We start from the raw sequence: 17,916 nt of genomic DNA, 5'->3' as shown, positions 1-17,916 counted from the left end.
TTGCATATTAATTTTCAAAACTGAATTAAAGTGAAAAAGTCGGCACATTATTTCAGATTTCTAACTGGATTAAAGTGAAATTAGATGTCTGGGATAATGTGCTAATTTACACCAGGTGTATCTATTACAAAATTTACAATTCATTCAAATATCATTGTTACTATAATATTTACAGTTAGCGCGTTCGCTCTTTTGGTAAAGAAAAAAGAAAGCCGTTTATTGGACTTATGTAAAAATGCAGCATTTTATATATATGGTGGTAGTTTTATCAATTTATCACTTTATCCTTGCTAGTGGTGGAGAATACAGTGGGATTAGAATTATTACAAATTTCACATTACACTACGTAATTCCAATGTTTGTTTTACTAAACTGGATTATTTTTGAAGAGAAAAAGTGGTATAGTTACAAATCAATCGTCTTTTGGTTAGCTTTCCCAATACTTTACGGCGCTATATCATTAATAAGAGGAATGTATGATGGATTCTATCCTTATTTCTTTCTAAATCCGGGTGGTCACATTCCTGATGGAGTTGGTAGCTATGTAAATGTAGCTTTAGTTATTGTAGGTTTCACTTTTGTGTATTGCATGCTTGGTTCTCTGCTAATATCCTTAAATAGAGTTATTCTTAGATTTAAAAAAGCTAAGTTTATAGAAAATACTAAAAAGATAATGTGAGATTTTTAGAATCGAGCTCCAAGTCAAGAGTAATTCATTCATTTACTGATTGATGAAATAGACTCGAACTCGAAAGTATAAGGAAGGAATAGACACGATAAAGGTGTTATGACTTTGTTTAAAGGAAGAATATAATCTCTTTGACGGTTCAAAAAAGGAGAATGTTAAATGTGCCAAAAGCATGGAAAAATAGATATGATCGAGGAGCTCCGTCCTGAATTAACCGGATACTGTTATCGGATGATGGGATCGATTTTTGAGGCGGAAGACGCGGTACAGGAGGCAATGGTCCGCGTCTGGCAGAATTGGGATCAGGTTCGAGAGCATTCTTCGCGTAGAGCTTGGGTGTATCGTATCGTCACGAATGTTTGTTTAGATAAGCTAAGGAATGCAAAGAGACGGGCGCTTCCAATGGATATCTCAGGACCGGTCACTAGTGTAACTGAGCCTAGGGAACAATTACCTCGAGCCTCCTGGATATGGCCAACACCTGATACAATTGGCGATCCGCTCGATATCGTAGTTAGAAGAGAAACGATTCGATTATCGTTTATTGCGATTCTGCAAATATTGCCACCCCGGCAACGGGCCGTACTGATCTTGCATGATGTTTTCCGATGGTCAGCGAGTGAAACGGCGAATGTATTGGGGATGACCACGGCAGCCGTCAACAGTGCTTTGCAACGAGCACGAAAGACAATCGCCCAATCGAATCTGCAGTCCAATGAATGGCAGGTTGGAGTTTCGGAAAAGGATCAACAGTTGCTTACTCGTTATGTAGAAGCGTTTGAGAAGTACGATATTAACGCGTTATTAGCGCTATTCAACGAGAACGGTAGCTTGTCCATGCCGCCATTTACGATGTGGGTTCGCGGCAACTCGAATCTGTCTGAATTCTATCACCTAACACGGAGCCATTGTTTGGGTTCTCGGTTGCTACCAATCCGTGCTAATGGAAATAGTCCCGCTTATGCTCAATATGTACCAAATGGACGAGAAGGGTTGTTAACACCATGGGCAATACATATCCTCGAGATAAGCCATGGAAAGATCGCTCATATCCATCATTTCATAGACTCCGATTTATTTGTACGATTTGGATTACCGACAGATTTGGATGCGAATAAGAATTTTGCGACAAACCGATGATTTTACAGTGGCAGGAACGTCTAAACTTATGAGTGATCAATTTCCATTCAATCCAAACTCGAGGAGGAACAATCTATGACGGTAAAACTTACCCCCTATATTACTTTGGAGGGCCGCGCAAAGGAAGCCATTCAGTTTTATGAAGAAACCCTTGGTGCAGAAATTATCTCCATTTTTACTTATGGAGAAATGCCAGACATGCCTAATACGTTCACGGACGAGCTAAAAAGTCTTGTGGCACATGCCAAATTAAAAGTTGGTGAAACGGAACTCATGTTATCTGATGCCCCAGGCAATTCGACTATTGAAAACGGGAAACGGGTAACTATTTGTATTACAACAAACGAAGTAGAAAAATCAAAACGAATCTATGAAGCTTTGAGGCAAGACGGTCAAGTCAATATGCCGTTTAAAGAAGAACCTTTCAGCCCTGGATTTGGCGATGTAACGGACAAGTTTGGTGTGACCTTTCAAATTTATACAGAGCTAGAGGAGTAAATGACGGTTTAAGAGTTGCGTGACTGATTGCGCAACTCTTTTTTTATATGTCACTACCCATTGATATATCCTGTGAAGGAAAAAGTTGCAACTTATAAACCATTAAATAGTATCACAAAAATGTGGTGAAAAAGGAAAATAGGTAAAGTGAATTATCACGGTGTTAACGTCTAAGACCTTCACTTCTAATTTCAAGTAACACTAGGAAGTGGGAGTAAACAGACGCTAACACCCTGATCATAGTCTCACTTTATTCTGAATCAACTAATTCTCTTTTAAAAAGGATTTTCTTTGAAACAGTTAAATTTAACTGGCGACTAAACTTCTGCAGTTGTCGCTCCTCGCTCTCGGTGACAATCGCTATAACGGTTCCTGAGTTAGATCCCAACCGTCCAGTTCTTCCGGAACGATGAACAAATTGTGTTGTCTCTTTAGGCAAGTCCATATGAATAACATGGGTTATATCAGGGATATCTAAACCTCTTGCAGCAACATCTGAAGCTAATAGTAATTCAGATTTTCCTTCGCGGAATTCTGTAATTGCTTTAGCGCGCTCTTGCTTTTTGGAGTCACTATGTAAAACTCCTGCATGGATGCCCATATAATCTAGTTTTTCTGCCAGTACCGAAAGCGTTGTAATATCTTGGACGAAAACAAGTGCTTTCATGTCATGATTACGTACGAGCCTTCTCAGTGATTCAATCTTATCTCTTGCTTCACTAACAAGATACATATACTCCACATTAGGTCGTTCATCATCTTCTTTACCTACTCGAATTACTTCAGGACTGTTCATTAGTTCTGCTGCCTTTGATTGTACTATCTCAGGTAGAGTTGCCGAAAAAACAAGCACTTGCCGGTCACTTAAGGTACTTTTCACAATTTTTTCGATAGTAGCTATATGTTCGGGTACTAACAGTTGATCTGCTTCATCCAATACAATCGTTTTTACTTGATGCATCTTTAATTTTTTCTGGTTAATTAGTTCGTTCATTCTTCCTGGTGTTCCAATTACGATTTGCGGTTTCTTTTTCAACTTTTCAATTTGTCGTTTTACGTTTGCTCCACCAATCAGTGTAGTACTTCCAATTCCACTTTCTCTTGACCACTCCTGAACTTCTTGATTTATTTGCATCACTAGTTCATGGGATGATGCTAAGATGACAACTTGCGTTTTTTTTTGAGTTGGATCGATTTGTTGCATAAGTGGTAAAAGATAAGCAAGCGTTTTACCGCTACCTGTTGGTGACTCAGCAATGATATCTTTTCCTTCGATTATAAAACGGGCCGTATGCAGTTGAATGGCTGTTAGCTTTTCAAATTCTGATTTATCCCAAGCGGTTTGAAGAAACGGTTTCAGGTCAGATAATACTTCATTTAATGATTGCGTTTTATTCATTATTAATGCTCCTTTTATTGCTTCAATTCGTACGTCTTTATCCAGAGTAATGCGGATTACTATATACGTCAACTTGTACCATTATATTGTGATAAATTAAATGGATTATGTGCCTCCATAAGCTGGGGAGCGATCACACATAAAAATTTCGCCTTCGTTACAAACTACATGTATGTTCAGGAGGTGTAGAATATGGACAATCAAGAATTTGAGAAAATATACCAAGATTATAAACAACAGGGTGAGGAACAAGCTCAGCAGGAGGTCTCAGTATCTGGAGAGGATGGAAAAGAACAAATTGTTGCTGTTCGAAAAAATGATGAGGGCGATATTATTGCATTTAAAACGAATAGCGGCAGAGAGTTAGACTACGTCACCGCAATTGATGAAGCAAAAGCAGGAAAATTGGAGCACGTCGATGTTTTTCATAAGTATGGTCGAGACATTATCCGTAGTGAACCTGATGGTATTAAAGCAAATAATCTAGATCAATTAGATACTTTTTAAGGGTCTTAATTGCATTGCTCGCTTTGATTGTATCACTGATCAAACGAAAATAGACCTCCCTATTTGCCCAACAAGTAACTAGGAGAGGTCTATCACTAATTGATAGCCGATTCCTCTGGGGGAACCACTTATCCATAACCCGTAGTGACTGCTACGGGTTATTTAGTATATGCATTGCTCATCTTTCGTATAGCATAACTTATAATCATTTGTGAACTGACCTGTATTCAACCACTAACGGCTGCCTAGGCTCTCTGGATGGTATAGGCTAAGGTGCCAGGTCCCCGTATGGACAATTGCCTACGTAGAGGATCTGGCACCTTTATCTGATCCAATATTTGGTGACAGTCTTTTTGTATTAGTTAGTTTTACTACTGTCTTTGGATAGTATATAATGGGAATCCAAAGAAAAATAGAAAAGGGTTTAATCAAGCCTGGAGTTTATCTTCATGAAACGAAGGCAGGAATATTAAGTGTGGAGGTAAAGGAAGATTCATCTATTATGCTGGAACAAAACACTCCAAGTTTTCATGAGATTGTAAATAAAAAGGAAATAACTGATTCCTTGAACATTACTGAAAATATACGGAAACACCAAAACGAGATGTTTGTAATGGAACAGGGTTATTCAATGAAACAGCCTTCAGAGATAATAGTGGAATTAATAGTTGAAGGACTAGAAGTAATTGGAGTCAAAGTTGGTGGAAAGGTATTGAATTTATAAATTCTGGCATATACTATTTGAAAAATATAAATAAAATACTAAGCCCTACCTGTTCAATTGATGCACTTCCACAATAGCTTCTAATTTAGACACCTTCCCAGCCCTCCAACATGCAGTTTATTATATTCATTAAGTCTATGAGAAATTAGATTTTTCCATTATAGAAAAAGACTTATAAGTATTTATCACTAATCACTTTCATATGGTGTAACTCGTGCCCGGCAATGCCATATGCAATGGTACCTACTGAAACTGTGCTGTTCATTACAGTTCCATTACGAACCCACGCTGCATCATCAATGGTTGAAATAAGGCTTAACGTGTTGGAACGTACCGTGTCTAAACCAGCTAGTAACTGCTCCCAGCATAATTTGTTAAAGTTTGCCGCAGAAACGTATTGATCTTGATCCATTGCTGGGAGTGGTGCACTTTCATTTCGTGCAATGGCAAGCATTCGATACGACATCACACGTTCCGAGTCGGTCATATGCCCAATCACTTCTTTTAAAGTCCATTTCCCTGGTGCGTACGCCTTCCTTGCTGACTCCTCTGATACGCTGCTTAAAAGGGTAATGGTCTTAGTTCGTTGCTTACTAAGTATTTCTTCAATATCTCCATCTGGCACAAGACTAACATACCTATCATGCTCTGGATTTTCAATAAATAATGGTCGTGGTCGCACAAGAATCCTCCTCATCGGAATAGTTAATTATGGTTCTAAGTTAATATTCGACTGTCAAGAAGATATTTCCTTTATTTTTGATATTAATTTCATTACCGCAAAAATAATTGCAAATTAAACAACTTTATTATCTCTGTACAACTGATTTATGCAGTTAACATAATACAGATAATAATGGATTAAATCACTTTTTATTCACTAACCTGCCCGTTAGTTGAGTAAATTCTTTTCAAGAATGATTTTATGTAATCCTTTTTCGTCAGTATAAGTATCAATGACATCAAATCCATTTTTAATATTCAAAACTAACATATTACGCCATTTATTCATTGTTTTTGTTTGAACAACACTATATCCATTTTCCTTTAAATATTGATGTTGTTTTTCCATTAACTCAGAAGCGATACCGTGTTTTCTGTAATTAGTATCTACCCCGCCTAACCAACTATAAAATTTATTATTATCAAGTTCATATCCAATCTTATATCCAATAACTTTCATACCATTCATCGCAGTAATAACCAATAATTTAGGTTTATTTTCCATTTTGTTAATCAAATCATCAGTAGTATCAAAAATAACTTTATGTAATTCTATAATTCCATCTAAAACATCATCATCTGGGATTGAATTAAAAATGAAGTAATCAAAGTTCATATGTTTTCCTCCTTCCTATCGTAGATATTTCGTTAACTTATTAAGACAGTCCTTTAATATCAAAACTTTTCATTGGAACCCGTTTAAAAGCTCTTGGGCTAAAGATAAAAAAATTTCTAAGCGAATTTGCAATATATAACTGTAACAATTAAAAAGGTCAGGCAAAACTATGTAACTTATCAAAATTAGCATAACCACGAACAATATCATATTCATAAGAAGGCGCTAAGGCATTCCGATACCACATGGTAAACTAGTACAATTTACTTGTAATCCGGTTCACTATCATGTATCAAAGCACAAAATACTGTTTGATAGCAAAATACGTCAGTAAACAAAAACCACTCCTGACAAAGGAGTGGTTTCCTTCCATAAAAAACTTTCACGGTTCGATCGTAGATCTTCTCGTTCTCTCCACAGCGATAGAGCTCGGCGGTATTAAACAGAGTCATGTCCAGTTCATAAGCACGATGAATTGTTTTAGTCCGTCCTTCTGGTTAGCGAAGCCGTATGCCTGATAAGAATCCGCAGATGGCACCGTGGACGATTGCTGAGACTTCAGTATCATTTACGTTTTTGCGTAACTATATTCTTCTGCACTAAGGTTTACGATCTCTTTCTTCCAGAAAGTGTGGAACTGCCAGATGGCCAGGTAGAAAGTGCTTGCTCAGCAACAGCCTCTAGCATGTTGCGACTGACACCGGCCTTAGCTTGAACAGCCATACCGTGGAGCACTGCCATCACGAATGTAGCTAGCACAGCACAGTTAGCGGTCTCCGGCAGGTCTCCCTCCTGCTTTGCTCGTTCAAAGCGATCACGTAGCGATGCCTCTCCCTCCGCACGCGCATCAATCAGGCTACGTCGAATAGGTTCGGCATCGTCCGATCCAGCCAAGTCTCCGTGGACATATAGACACCCCTTCTTATCGGGGTAACGAGTTTGCAATTCGGCCGCCCCGCGAAAGATGGATGCGACCACCTCACGCGAGGTCGGCAGCTCCAATGCTGCCGGGAAGAAATCATGGTAGTGCTCGTAATAGCGCTCAAGAACTCGGCGGAACAACGCCTCCTTGTTGCCAAACGCTGAGTAAAGGGCAGGGCGTTCGACACCCGTGGCCTGCGTCAGGTCAGTATACGACGTTGCCTCGTAGCCTTTGCGCCAAAACACGCAAAGTGCTGCTTCCAGTGCCTGTTCCACATCAAATTCGCGATTACGTCCCATTAGTTAATCACCTAGCCCTTTTTTGTAAATGTAAATTTTCTATACGTTATCATAACACACGTTACAGAATGTTGCCAATCCATTGGGTTAGGACACCTGGTCAGCACATGAGCGGCAAAATAGGCCGTCAAGATCTCATGTCAGACATTAGGGCTAGACCCGCACGCGCTGATGGACAATCTCGTAAGTACAGAGCATCTGAGTCCTTACAATGGAACAAATGACAGTGTACATCAAAATATATAATTTTATATAAATTAATGAACGTTATGTTATTGACAATGTTGAGGATAGATTATAATATAAATAACGTAATGGTGGTTATGAAATAAAACCTTTACCAGATCGCGGGCATCCAGCGATCTACATAAAGATTCTTTTTCATACAGAAAAAAAGTTAAAGGAGGTTCTTTTCATGTAGAAAACATTGATGGAGCGAAGATTTATTTACAATATGGGAGGTACTGCCAGCTATATAATTTTAAATATATGCTGGTATAGTAATCATTTAAATTTTCTTAAAAGGAGTAGATCATATGTCGACAATTGAAAGAAGATTCAGATGTAAGGTTGCTTTGGTTACAGGGGCAAGTCGTGGGATAGGGGCTGAAATAGCCAAAAAAATAGCTGTAGGCGGAGCCGAATTTATAGGTGTTCATTACGCAAATAATAAGGATGCTGCTTTAAAAGTTGTTGATGAGATTAAGGCCTTGGGCTCAAAAGCTGTGGCTCTGCAAGCAGACTTAACAACTGGTATATCCGAAGTAGAAAAGCTTTGGACCGCATTTGAAGATGCTGTTCGCTTGGAATTTGGATCTGTGCACCTGGATATCTTAATCAATAACGCAGGTATCGCACCCGCCATTCCTTTTGAGGAAACGTCAATTGAAACGTTTGAAGATGTAATTAACCTTAATCTTAAAGCTCCATACTTTATTACTCAAGCAGCTAGCCCTTTTATACGGAACGATGGACGAATCATTAACATTTCTACTGGCTTTACTCGTGTTGCAGGTCCAATGCAAACCATTTACTCGGCTTCTAAGGGAGCAGTTGAAACACTTACTTTGTCCTTAGCTCCACTTTTTGCATCAAAAGGTATTACTGTAAATGCAGTAAGGCCGGGGGTTACGGCTACTGATATGAACAAGGATTGGCTCGCCAATCCAGAAGCTCATGCTGATGCAGCTTCAATGTCTGCTTTCTCAAGAGTTGGTACCACTGAAGATGTTGCTGATGTAGTTGCGTTTTTAGCATCTGAGGAAGCACGATGGATCACGGGGCAATTTATTGATGCCACCGGAGGAGCTAGACTTTAAAAAAAGGACTCAATTTGTATAAGAAGTATGAAACTTTTGATTCCAATAACTATGTTCTCCTCACTGTTTGCTACCTCTTTGTAAAATGTTACATCCGCCACAAATTAGGCGGCGTGATGTAAGGCTATCTGAGCTATACATCTGAAGAAATTGGTAAGGTGATTTTCACCATTCCGACAAATAGTCACACATTCTAAAATACGGACTACTTCCTTATGAAAAAGAGGTAGTCTTTTTTTTGTTATGTTGATTCACCTTCTGGAATTTTTAGGAAGCTATACATTATATAATAAGTAATATTATACAAAGCGTGGTAAAATAGAATTGGTTATTTTTGGGAAAAGGTGAAATAAATCCATACCGTACTGATTCCATGTCAGTTGATGAATATTTTCAGATCCGTGAAAACTCAGAAGAGTTACTAGAATATATAAAGCTCAATCACTATATTGTTTTCAACTTTTCAGATTTTGGAGCAGCTAATTTGATATACTGGGGAAAAGAGGAGGGGGTAAGTGAATTATTTTGGTGAGTGTTGCTATGAGGATGTAGAAGAATCCTTTTTATGGGTCATCAAAACAGGTAGAAAATGTAAAAGGAGATAAACGTTGGATAAGTGAATATAACTTTGATACGGAAAGATCTATCTAGACTTATACGCATTGTATTCTAATAATTATACTCCACTTAAACAATTAGGATCTTATAACAAAAAATAAATGTACTGACAAACGATCCTGCGGAATTTTGGAAGTTATTATACAATGCTGTGTGTTAAACTATCGGGTGCTAAAGTTTAACAAGGCAATCAAGATTGTCTTTTCATTTTCGGACATATATAGGGAGGTATAGTTATGTGGGTAATATTAGGTGTTATTGCTATAGTAGCAACTTTTATAAACCTTTACATGTATAAAGCAGGAAAGGACTATAAGCTTGCTATGGCGATGGGGTTATCATTTACAGCATTAACACTTTGTGCAGAATACAGTCTTGTATCTCGGTGGGTAAAAGTGGAAGATTGGGCAGCTTTATCGGATGTAGTACCTGGTATGGAAAGAGCATTATGGTTTTTGACAATTGTTTCTATCTTATTAAATATAGCACCTATACTTTTAGAGCTAAAAGGTAAGAAATAATTACTTATTTTCATTTCATTTATATAATATGCAATAATTGTGTAGCTCTATGTATAACAAACGGGGGTTTTAATGCAACAAGAGGAACGTCAAGTATTACTGACGCTCCTTTTATTATTGGAATCCATAACCAATAGATGAGATTAAAGTGATTCTGCATCGAAACAAAACGCATCCTTCCGTTTTCTCTGCTACATCCTTCTGATCCACTTCAGAAGCACCAATGTATCTTCCTTTCCTTAACTTGACCACATCATGTATGGCTTCCATTCTTCATTAGGGGTGGGCAGGCCCTATTAAAATGAATTGGATAGAGCCTGCTTCAATATTTTGACCATTAAACTCACGTATAAATTAATTTAAATATTTTAGCTGCTCATTTGTGTGATAAGGGAAAATCTCTTGATTCGCTTTCAGACGAATAACCAAATCAGGATTGACTATAAATAATTGTCCAAATGCAACTAGGTCCGCTTGATTTTCTTCAATGATAACTGCCCCTTCATTAGGAGCAATATTACCAACAGCTATAAGCGTTTCCCTCCAGTATTTCCTAAATAACTCATGAAGCGATCTTTGATCATTTTTAAGTGCAACACCGTAGTTTTCTACAGAGGGATGGATAATTTTTATTCGATGTTTGGAAAGGATCTCTGTGATAGCGTGTACCATTTCTTCAGGTTGCTCCCATACATAATCTCTATCGTCATCTTTCTTTTCTGAAACTCTGATGCTAATTCTATTTTTAGGCACAACTTTCTTTACTTCTTTAATAATTAAATCTAAAAATCGCAGTCTATTTTGTATGGACCCTCCAAACATGTCTTGACGAAGATTGGATTTCTCACTGATAAATTGATCAATGAGATAACCATGTGCGGCATGTATTTCAACACCGTCAAATCCAGCCTCCATTGCATTTCTTGCTGCCTGTCTATAGTCATCAATAATTTGATATATTTCCGTCTGACTTAAAGGTTTAGGTGCTTGGAACGGTTTCCTTAATCTATGCACGTGGCCGCTAGCACTTATGGCAGATGGAGCGACAGGAGTATGACCTTTTAAAATTTCCTGATGACTTACTCTGCCTACATGCCAAAGCTGGGCAAAAATTTTCGTATTATATTGATGAACTTCCCTTGTGACTTTCTTCCAACTTAGGGTTTGACGATGTGTGAATATTCCCGGAATTCCATAGGTTCCTTTGGCTAATTCATTGATGGTAATTCCTTCTGTGATGATTAAGCCGGCACCATATCTCGCTCTTTTTCCATAATAGTCGGCAATCAAGTGATTGACTTCACCTGTTTCATTATCAGCAAACCCTCTTGTCATGGGAGCCATCACAATTCTATTATCTAAGGTTAAGTTACCGATTTTGTAATCAGAGAAAATGGAACATGTCATATTTATCACCTCCTATAGAATGTTAAATCTATCCTGATTTGTTTACAATGGAATTATTAAGCTATATACTATGAAAAACTTTAAATTTTAAAGTAAGGGGAGAGTGGGTGAAAGCAATGTTAGATGATATCGATCATCAAATTTTAGATTTATTAAAAAGAAATTCAAGGCTTACTTATACGGAAATCGGCAAACAAATAAACATGTCATCTCCTGCTGTGAAAACGAGGATAGAAAGATTAGAAGATTATGTGATAAATCGTTATACAGTAGAGATAAATCATAAAGAACTCAATAAAGGAATTCATGGTTTTGTTTTATTTCAAACAAAGAGCTGTGAAAAGCTAACGAATTATTGTAAAAAGAACAGTAATATTATCGATTTATGGAGAATTAGCGGAGAGTATAATTATATGGCTGAAGTTGTATGTACAAAGATGGAGGAGTTGGAGCAAATCTCTAAAGATACAACACAATATGCCTTTTCCAATATACTATCTGTTCTAGGGAATTATAATGTTGGTGATGGTTAAAAATGATAGTTCACACGAAATAAACTGATGATTGAAATCATTAATAGCTTTATCAGATTTGTATTATCTTTAGTGATAGCAAATATTTCACTTTTGGGGGAATTGTGGATATTATTTATGTATCACATCTCCATCATCCTCCATTTCTTAACTCCACATTTAGTATTTAACACGAAATAGAGATATATTGCATTAAATAGCCTAATCACCTTTAAGAGTTATGGCCCCGAACCCTCTTTTCTACAAAAATTAAAGAAAAAGCAGCTGAGAAAGCTGCTTTAAGATTATCTATCCTTTAATTTAGGGTTTTCCTTTTTAGCTTCAATTACTTTAGGCTTTCGATATCCACCAGCAATATCCGCACGTTTAAATTCCTTTGCATAATTAACTTCCTGAGCATCTGATGGTTGATTCCCATTTCCCCCTATAGGTTGATACTGTATTTTTTTAGACATAGTGCTCATCCTTTCTATTGGAATTGGGTTATATTTATAATTCCCTTTATAGTAATAGCTAAACAGAAGTTTTGTGGGAGCGGGAGACTTTAATAAAGTATTAAAGTCGCTAAGGAGAACGACCATTGGGATTTTCGTTGTTGTGATGTTATAGCATACGTTATCAGATTATAATGGATGCTATGTACCTGGATCCACCATATATTTTTATAATATTAATTTTAGAGTCAATCATAGCTATCAGATTGTTACACCTTTTATTACATAAATTAATAAGTACAGTACTTATACAACGAAAGGCTTTCAACTTTATTGTTGGAAGTCTTTCAATATGCCGAGGGTGGTTGCAAAAAAGCATATTAATCAGTATATGATAAGCTTTTTATCTATGGTAAGGTGATTGTATAGAAACGAATATATTAAAACTTGTATTTGAACAGTATTAACAATGGGCAAGATTCTAATAGACATATATTGACAGAGCCGTTATGATATATGAATTAATAAGATATTTGATCAAATTTAAAATAGCTACTGTTTGGAGGTTTAAAATGCCACTCATTGAAAAAGAACTTGCGATTGTTAAAGTTCAGAATCTACTTAAATTGAATTTGAAGATTCCAGGATATCAAAGACCTTATAGTTGGGGTATCAAATCAACTAACACGTTATTACTAGATACCTATAGTGCTTATAAGAATGGAGTTGATGAATATCGTTTAGGATCTATAGTTCTTCACAAAGCTGAAGACAATTATTATATTGTTGATGGTCAACAACGATTAACAACCTTATCTATTCTTCTTTATTGCTTAGAAGCAGAGGGTCATGTTCTTGCAAAAGAGAAATATAGCCTTTTGCAAGAGGAGTATAGCCCATTATCTAATAATGCAATTGTTGGAAATTTTGAGATACTCAATAAGAGCGTGACAGAACTTCGTGAAAATGAACGACGTAATTACACAGATTACTTGATGAATAAATGTACAATGGTTCAAATCGTTACTGACAATGAACAAGAGGCATTCCAATTTTTCGATTCTCAAAATTCGCGTGGAAAAGCATTAGCACCGCATGATTTATTAAAATCTTATCATTTAAGAGAAATGAATAATGATGAAGAAAGCTACAAAATACACATTATTAATCAATGGGAAAATAATAATCAAGAGGATTTAGAAGATTTATTTGAAAATTATTTATATCCATTATCCCAGTGGTATAAAGGGAAAGATGGTATAGAGTATTCTGTTAATAAAATTGATACTTTCAAAGGTATCAAGTCTACTAACATACATAACTATGCATTATATCATAAAGCAAGTAATCTTTTTGTGGAACAGTTTAATTATAAAGGGAACAACGAATTATTAGCTTCTAATTATTTGAATCAATTTCAATTGACTCAACCATTGATTGCAGGAAGAAGATTTTTTAATTTTACACTTCATTATAGAAGCCTATTAGAACAGATTAAAAAAAGGATAGATATATTTCATCAAGAAAATGAAGTTCCAAGTCAACGATCCGGTGATAAATACGTCAAACAGCTTTATGAGTGTGCTTTATTATTTTTCGCGGATCGATTTGGATTAGAGAGCTTAACAGAGTTTGTAATGCGGCATTTATATAGTTGGAGCTATTCATTAAGATTAGTGATGAGCGCTGTTTATCCTCAGACTATCAACAAATATGCTCAAGGTCAGCACGAAAGAATAAACATGGAGGTTGATATGTTTACGGAAATTAGTGAGATGAATGAGCCTGAAGAATTAAAATTAATTACTTTGAGTAAACCTGAGGCTTATAAGAATAACCATGAAAAATATCAGGCGATTCACAACAAATTGTATGAATGGAACGGGTGGGTAATCGATGGAAAATAGTTTAAAAGTAATATCAGTATCGAAAATTTTTAATAATGTTTATTATGAAGTACCGATTTATCAAAGAAACTATGCATGGGGAGAAGTCCAAATAGAACAATTAATGGAGGATATTATTAGCTCTGAAAATGATTATTTTGTAGGCAATTTAATCGTTAATCAAAAAGATAGCAATGTTTATGAAGTCATTGATGGTCAACAACGATTAACAACATTATATTTGCTGGAAAGATATTTAGGGATAGTATTTTCAAACGATGCATTGCGATTTGAGGCAAGAGAGAAATCAAACCGGACACTATCATATATTAGTGATAGAACATTTAATGAAATGAAGGAAGAATTGTTATCATCAGAGATTGTGAACGGTTATCAAACTATTGAAAACTATTTTAATAAGGAAGACATCGACAAAACAGTATTCAAAAAGAAATTGGATCAAGTTAGATTAATTTGTGTACAAGTTCCCGCGAATATCGATTTAAATCATTACTTTGAAATAATGAATACTCGTGGTGAGCAATTGGAATTGCATGAAATTGCGAAGGCTAAAATACTAAGCGTGTTAACCACCTCTCAAGATAAACAAACAGCAGCAATGATTTGGGAAGTATGTTCAAATATGAATTCTTATGTGCAAATGAATATAAAGAGTATTTTCAGAAACCAGTTGTTTACGGAGGACTGGTCTAGTTTAAGTAATTCAGTGAATAACTTTAATGACATTAAAAAGGTGCTAGCGAACAAGAATGAAGAAAAAATGAAGCCTAAAGCTCTATTTGATATTTTAAAAAAGCGTGCATTTGAAGATGTAACAACTGAACAAAATCAATTAGAAAATGAGAGATTTGAATCCCCTATTTCATTTCCAAATTTCATTTTACAAGTCAATACTGTTTTGCGAAAAAAGGATGATGAAGATTCTAGTTTGGATGATAAATATTTTCTAGACAACCTATCTTGGACTTGGTCCAATGAGGAACAGGCAAAAAAATTCCTTTACCACTTATTGAAATGTCGTGTCTTATTTGATAAATATATTCTGAAACGTGAATATGCTAGAAATTATAAGGAAATAGGTGGTTGGTCCTTGCAGCGTTTAAAGAAATATACAGATTCAAAAGGTGCTAAACCGAACTACTTATCAACCTTTAACAATGTCGTAAAAAATAAGCAAATAAGAACCCTTCAATCTTGTCTTCGTATTACATATACTTCACCTAAGACAATGCACTGGATTTCTTTGTTGTTGGAAACATTATTAGAAGATGAATCAAGCGATATTTTGCAAACTCTCGAAAATTATTGTAAAAGAAAAGTTCATGAATCTAAATTTGAAAGTGCTAGTGGCTTTAAAATTGAACGAATTGTATTTTCCTACCTAGATTATTTACTCTACAGAGATGGATACTCCTATCATGGAAAAAAGATCGTCTGGCCATTACAAGATGATTGGCAATTTCAATTTAGAAGCTCTATTGAACATTTCAATCCACAGAGTCCTGTGGAAGGAGAAACATGGGCTTCAGGTGATTTGAATGGCTTTGGAAATTTAGCTTTAGTGACAGTTTCGGGGAACTCTAAGTTTTCTAATTTGCCTCCTGCAGGTAAGGTAAACTCGTATCCAAGCATTGTGAATCAAAGTTTAAAATTGATAATCATGAAAGAGATGATGTTGATTAACGATGGGGTTTGGAATGAGAAGATATCATGCATTCATCAAAATGAGATGTATCAAATCCTTAATGGGTAAATGTCAATATAGACATCCTTATTTAGATTTTTTTTGTCATTTTTCAATTGCGAATGTGGTCTATTTCAAGTTATCATATACAATCCTTACCATTTTAGTTGATTAAATATCCCTTAGATAAATAATTCAATAATTGTGTAGAACGATTACTTTTCCTAATATCATTTAACCGATCATGAACATTATAAAACCCGGAGCTTCCCCCGGGTCCAAACCAAGATTATAGCTTATTCACCAATCTCTATTGGCAGGGTTTCATGGGATGACCATTCAACCATAGATCCATCATAGAGAGAATATCATCACAACCAAGTGCGAATAATGCTAGTGCATGCCATGTTGCCGTAATTCTCCCCGTATGTTTGATGATGTGAAAGGAACGGAGGTTAGTCACCATCTCCTATCTCGATTTATTTTAGAGAAACGGCAACAACAGATCTTGCAGGTAATGTAAGAGTTAATTGTGTACCATCCACTTGGAAATCTGTATAATTTACTGGCTTCACATTATCTGGATTGTCGAATGTATTATGTGCATCTAATTCATTGGCAGTCAGCACTCTACCCGTAATGTCAGATAGATTCGAACCTCTTAAATCTAGAGTTAATTCAGCTTCATCGTCTCTATCCACATTACATAATGTCACATTAATAGTACCATCTTTATCTTTTGAAGCAGACGCAGTGATTTGTGGAATTTCTTTATCACCAAATTTCTTTAGCGGTGCTTGCACATCTATATCTACTCGTTCTGCATCTTGATGTACTTTGTACATTTCAAAGACATGATAAGTAGGTGTTAAGATCATTTTATCCTTGTCTGTTAAAATCATTGCTTGTAACACATTAACGGTCTGTGCAATATTTGCCATTTGGACTCGATCATTGTGATCATTAAAGATGTTTAATGAAATACCCGCAACTAATGCATCACGAATAGTGTTTTGTTGATAAAGAAAACCAGGGTTGGTCCCTTCTTCAACGTCAAACCAAGTACCCCATTCATCAATGATTAAGCCAACTCTTTTTTCAGGATCATATTTATCCATAATCGTACTATGGTTTTCAATCAATTCTTTAATGTGATAAGCCTTTTTCATCGTAATATCCCATTCTGATTCCGAGAAATTCGTTGCCGATCCTTTATTATGCCAGAATTCACCTGGTACTGTGTAATAATGCAAGCTAAGACCATCCATCATATTAGCAGCTTCCCGCATTAATACCTCCGTCCAGTTATAATCATTAACATTTGGACCACCAGCAATCCGATAGATTTTGTTTTCGCCATAGTTTCTAACATATGTTTGAAAACGACGATAAAGGTCAGCATAATACTGTGGTCGCATATTACCCCCACAACCCCAATTTTCGTTCCCTACACCAAAGTACTTTAAAGGCCAAGGAGTTTCACGACCATTTTGTTTACGTAAATTCGCCATCGGTGATTCGCCATCAAATGTCATGTATTCCACCCACTCAGACATTTCCTGAACAGTACCACTACCAACATTTCCACAAATATATGGTTCAGTTTCTAACATATCACATAACATCATAAATTCATGGGTACCGAAATGATTATTTTCAATTACACCTCCCCAATGTGTATTGACCATTCTCTTTCGATTTTCACGAGGGCCAATTCCGTCTTTCCAATGGTATTCATCAGCAAAACAACCACCTGGCCAACGAAGCACAGGAATATTTATATTTTTCAGTGCCTCTACAACATCATTCCGAATACCATTTGTGTTCGGAATAGTTGAGTCTTCTCCTACCCAAATCCCTTCATAGATACAGCGGCCCAAATGTTCCGCAAAATGGCCATAAATATTCTTGTTAATGACACCTTTTGTTATATCAGCATTAAGAATAGCTTTATTAGTCATTTTTTCACCTCAAATA

The 17,916-nt window shown here is 36.2% G+C and carries 17 protein-coding genes; 10 read left to right on the top strand and 7 right to left on the bottom strand.

All coding sequences use genetic code 11. From position 1 onward, the window contains the following. Positions 1 to 235: 235 nt before the first annotated feature. The 3 genes from ACTNEP_RS11355 to ACTNEP_RS11345 all read left to right on the top strand — a co-directional run bounded on the left by ACTNEP_RS11355 (position 236) and on the right by ACTNEP_RS11345 (position 2,326). The gene (locus ACTNEP_RS11355; RefSeq protein ID WP_441162117.1) at positions 236 to 679 is read left to right on the top strand and encodes a Pr6Pr family membrane protein; all 444 of its coding nucleotides are present in this window, start codon (positions 236 to 238) and stop codon (positions 677 to 679) included. 168 nt (positions 680 to 847) lie between these two features. Next, positions 848 to 1,828 (top strand): sigma-70 family RNA polymerase sigma factor, encoded by a 981-nt coding sequence (locus tag ACTNEP_RS11350; RefSeq protein WP_441162116.1) that lies wholly within the window; start codon positions 848 to 850, stop codon positions 1,826 to 1,828. Positions 1,829 to 1,903: 75 nt separating this feature from the next. Then, positions 1,904 to 2,326, top strand: a complete 423-nt coding sequence (locus tag ACTNEP_RS11345; protein WP_441162115.1) for a VOC family protein — start codon at positions 1,904 to 1,906, stop codon at positions 2,324 to 2,326. A 250-nt stretch (positions 2,327 to 2,576) separates the two neighbouring features. Here ACTNEP_RS11345 and ACTNEP_RS11340 read toward each other — a convergent pair whose 3' ends face one another. After that, on the bottom strand, positions 2,577 to 3,725 hold the full coding sequence (locus ACTNEP_RS11340) for a DEAD/DEAH box helicase (RefSeq protein WP_441162113.1): 1,149 nt from the start codon (positions 3,723 to 3,725) through the stop codon (positions 2,577 to 2,579). Positions 3,726 to 3,917: 192 nt separating this feature from the next. On the opposite strand from ACTNEP_RS11340, the gene ACTNEP_RS11335 reads away from it, so the two are divergent. Together ACTNEP_RS11335 and ACTNEP_RS11330 are read left to right on the top strand one after the other, a co-directional pair. After that, on the top strand, positions 3,918 to 4,232 hold the full coding sequence (locus ACTNEP_RS11335) for a DUF3892 domain-containing protein (protein ID WP_441162112.1): 315 nt from the start codon (positions 3,918 to 3,920) through the stop codon (positions 4,230 to 4,232). A gap of 394 nt (positions 4,233 to 4,626) precedes the next feature. Then, on the top strand, positions 4,627 to 4,956 hold the full coding sequence (locus ACTNEP_RS11330) for a hypothetical protein (RefSeq protein WP_441162110.1): 330 nt from the start codon (positions 4,627 to 4,629) through the stop codon (positions 4,954 to 4,956). 172 nt (positions 4,957 to 5,128) lie between these two features. Here ACTNEP_RS11330 and ACTNEP_RS11325 read toward each other — a convergent pair whose 3' ends face one another. The 3 genes from ACTNEP_RS11325 to ACTNEP_RS11315 form a co-directional block, all read right to left on the bottom strand. After that, positions 5,129 to 5,638: a DinB family protein gene (locus ACTNEP_RS11325; RefSeq protein WP_441162109.1), complete on the bottom strand. Its 510-nt coding sequence runs from the start codon at positions 5,636 to 5,638 to the stop codon at positions 5,129 to 5,131. Between the two features lie 210 nt (positions 5,639 to 5,848). After that, complete coding sequence (locus ACTNEP_RS11320) at positions 5,849 to 6,295, bottom strand: GNAT family N-acetyltransferase (protein ID WP_441162108.1); 447 nt, start codon at positions 6,293 to 6,295, stop codon at positions 5,849 to 5,851. A 606-nt stretch (positions 6,296 to 6,901) separates the two neighbouring features. Further along, positions 6,902 to 7,516, bottom strand: coding sequence for a TetR/AcrR family transcriptional regulator (locus tag ACTNEP_RS11315; RefSeq protein WP_441162107.1), 615 nt, complete (start codon positions 7,514 to 7,516; stop codon positions 6,902 to 6,904). 575 nt (positions 7,517 to 8,091) lie between these two features. Between ACTNEP_RS11315 and ACTNEP_RS11310 the strand changes: the two genes are divergently transcribed. Both ACTNEP_RS11310 and ACTNEP_RS11305 read left to right on the top strand, forming a co-directional pair. Beyond that, positions 8,092 to 8,835, top strand: coding sequence for an SDR family oxidoreductase (locus ACTNEP_RS11310; RefSeq protein ID WP_441162106.1), 744 nt, complete (start codon positions 8,092 to 8,094; stop codon positions 8,833 to 8,835). A gap of 854 nt (positions 8,836 to 9,689) precedes the next feature. After that, a complete protein-coding gene (locus ACTNEP_RS11305; protein WP_054788347.1) occupies positions 9,690 to 9,974 on the top strand; it encodes a hypothetical protein in 285 nt (94 codons plus the stop codon). Between the two features lie 354 nt (positions 9,975 to 10,328). On the opposite strand, the gene ACTNEP_RS11300 is transcribed toward ACTNEP_RS11305, so the two are convergent. After that, on the bottom strand, positions 10,329 to 11,381 hold the full coding sequence (locus ACTNEP_RS11300) for an oxidoreductase (protein ID WP_441162105.1): 1,053 nt from the start codon (positions 11,379 to 11,381) through the stop codon (positions 10,329 to 10,331). A gap of 116 nt (positions 11,382 to 11,497) precedes the next feature. Between ACTNEP_RS11300 and ACTNEP_RS11295 the strand changes: the two genes are divergently transcribed. Further along, the gene (locus tag ACTNEP_RS11295) at positions 11,498 to 11,914 is read left to right on the top strand and encodes an Lrp/AsnC family transcriptional regulator (RefSeq protein WP_441162124.1); all 417 of its coding nucleotides are present in this window, start codon (positions 11,498 to 11,500) and stop codon (positions 11,912 to 11,914) included. Between the two features lie 284 nt (positions 11,915 to 12,198). On the opposite strand, the gene ACTNEP_RS11290 is transcribed toward ACTNEP_RS11295, so the two are convergent. Further along, complete coding sequence (locus ACTNEP_RS11290; RefSeq protein WP_441162104.1) at positions 12,199 to 12,369, bottom strand: YfhE family protein; 171 nt, start codon at positions 12,367 to 12,369, stop codon at positions 12,199 to 12,201. A 551-nt stretch (positions 12,370 to 12,920) separates the two neighbouring features. Here ACTNEP_RS11290 and ACTNEP_RS11285 point away from each other — a divergent pair. Next, positions 12,921 to 14,255, top strand: a complete 1,335-nt coding sequence (locus tag ACTNEP_RS11285) for a DUF262 domain-containing protein (protein ID WP_441162102.1) — start codon at positions 12,921 to 12,923, stop codon at positions 14,253 to 14,255. Next, positions 14,245 to 16,008, top strand: coding sequence for a DUF262 domain-containing protein (locus ACTNEP_RS11280; protein WP_441162101.1), 1,764 nt, complete (start codon positions 14,245 to 14,247; stop codon positions 16,006 to 16,008). Before ACTNEP_RS11285 ends, ACTNEP_RS11280 begins: the two co-directional genes overlap by 11 nt. A 410-nt stretch (positions 16,009 to 16,418) precedes the next feature. On the opposite strand, the gene ACTNEP_RS11275 is transcribed toward ACTNEP_RS11280, so the two are convergent. Further along, positions 16,419 to 17,900, bottom strand: coding sequence for an alpha-N-arabinofuranosidase (locus ACTNEP_RS11275; protein ID WP_441162099.1), 1,482 nt, complete (start codon positions 17,898 to 17,900; stop codon positions 16,419 to 16,421). Between the last annotated feature and the right edge of the window lie 16 nt (positions 17,901 to 17,916).

Origin of the sequence: Gracilibacillus sp. HCP3S3_G5_2 (genome assembly GCF_052063305.1) — a bacterium.
Taxonomy (GTDB): domain Bacteria; phylum Bacillota; class Bacilli; order Bacillales; family Amphibacillaceae; genus Gracilibacillus.
Note: the sequence above shows the minus strand (reverse complement) of the source record. Positions and strands in the feature narration are given on the sequence as shown.

Coding starts and splice junctions, on each gene's coding strand:
- ACTNEP_RS11340 (WP_441162113.1), bottom strand. CDS start 3,725: ATGAATAAAACGCAATCATTAAATGAAGTATTATCTGACCTGAAACCG.
- ACTNEP_RS11295 (WP_441162124.1), top strand. CDS start 11,498: ATGTTAGATGATATCGATCATCAAATTTTAGATTTATTAAAAAGAAAT.
- ACTNEP_RS11305 (WP_054788347.1), top strand. CDS start 9,690: ATGTGGGTAATATTAGGTGTTATTGCTATAGTAGCAACTTTTATAAAC.
- ACTNEP_RS11280 (WP_441162101.1), top strand. CDS start 14,245: ATGGAAAATAGTTTAAAAGTAATATCAGTATCGAAAATTTTTAATAAT.
- ACTNEP_RS11315 (WP_441162107.1), bottom strand. CDS start 7,516: ATGGGACGTAATCGCGAATTTGATGTGGAACAGGCACTGGAAGCAGCA.
- ACTNEP_RS11335 (WP_441162112.1), top strand. CDS start 3,918: ATGGACAATCAAGAATTTGAGAAAATATACCAAGATTATAAACAACAG.
- ACTNEP_RS11320 (WP_441162108.1), bottom strand. CDS start 6,295: ATGAACTTTGATTACTTCATTTTTAATTCAATCCCAGATGATGATGTT.
- ACTNEP_RS11350 (WP_441162116.1), top strand. CDS start 848: ATGTGCCAAAAGCATGGAAAAATAGATATGATCGAGGAGCTCCGTCCT.
- ACTNEP_RS11285 (WP_441162102.1), top strand. CDS start 12,921: ATGCCACTCATTGAAAAAGAACTTGCGATTGTTAAAGTTCAGAATCTA.
- ACTNEP_RS11355 (WP_441162117.1), top strand. CDS start 236: ATGCAGCATTTTATATATATGGTGGTAGTTTTATCAATTTATCACTTT.
- ACTNEP_RS11275 (WP_441162099.1), bottom strand. CDS start 17,900: ATGACTAATAAAGCTATTCTTAATGCTGATATAACAAAAGGTGTCATT.
- ACTNEP_RS11330 (WP_441162110.1), top strand. CDS start 4,627: ATGGGAATCCAAAGAAAAATAGAAAAGGGTTTAATCAAGCCTGGAGTT.
- ACTNEP_RS11290 (WP_441162104.1), bottom strand. CDS start 12,369: ATGTCTAAAAAAATACAGTATCAACCTATAGGGGGAAATGGGAATCAA.
- ACTNEP_RS11345 (WP_441162115.1), top strand. CDS start 1,904: ATGACGGTAAAACTTACCCCCTATATTACTTTGGAGGGCCGCGCAAAG.
- ACTNEP_RS11300 (WP_441162105.1), bottom strand. CDS start 11,381: ATGACATGTTCCATTTTCTCTGATTACAAAATCGGTAACTTAACCTTA.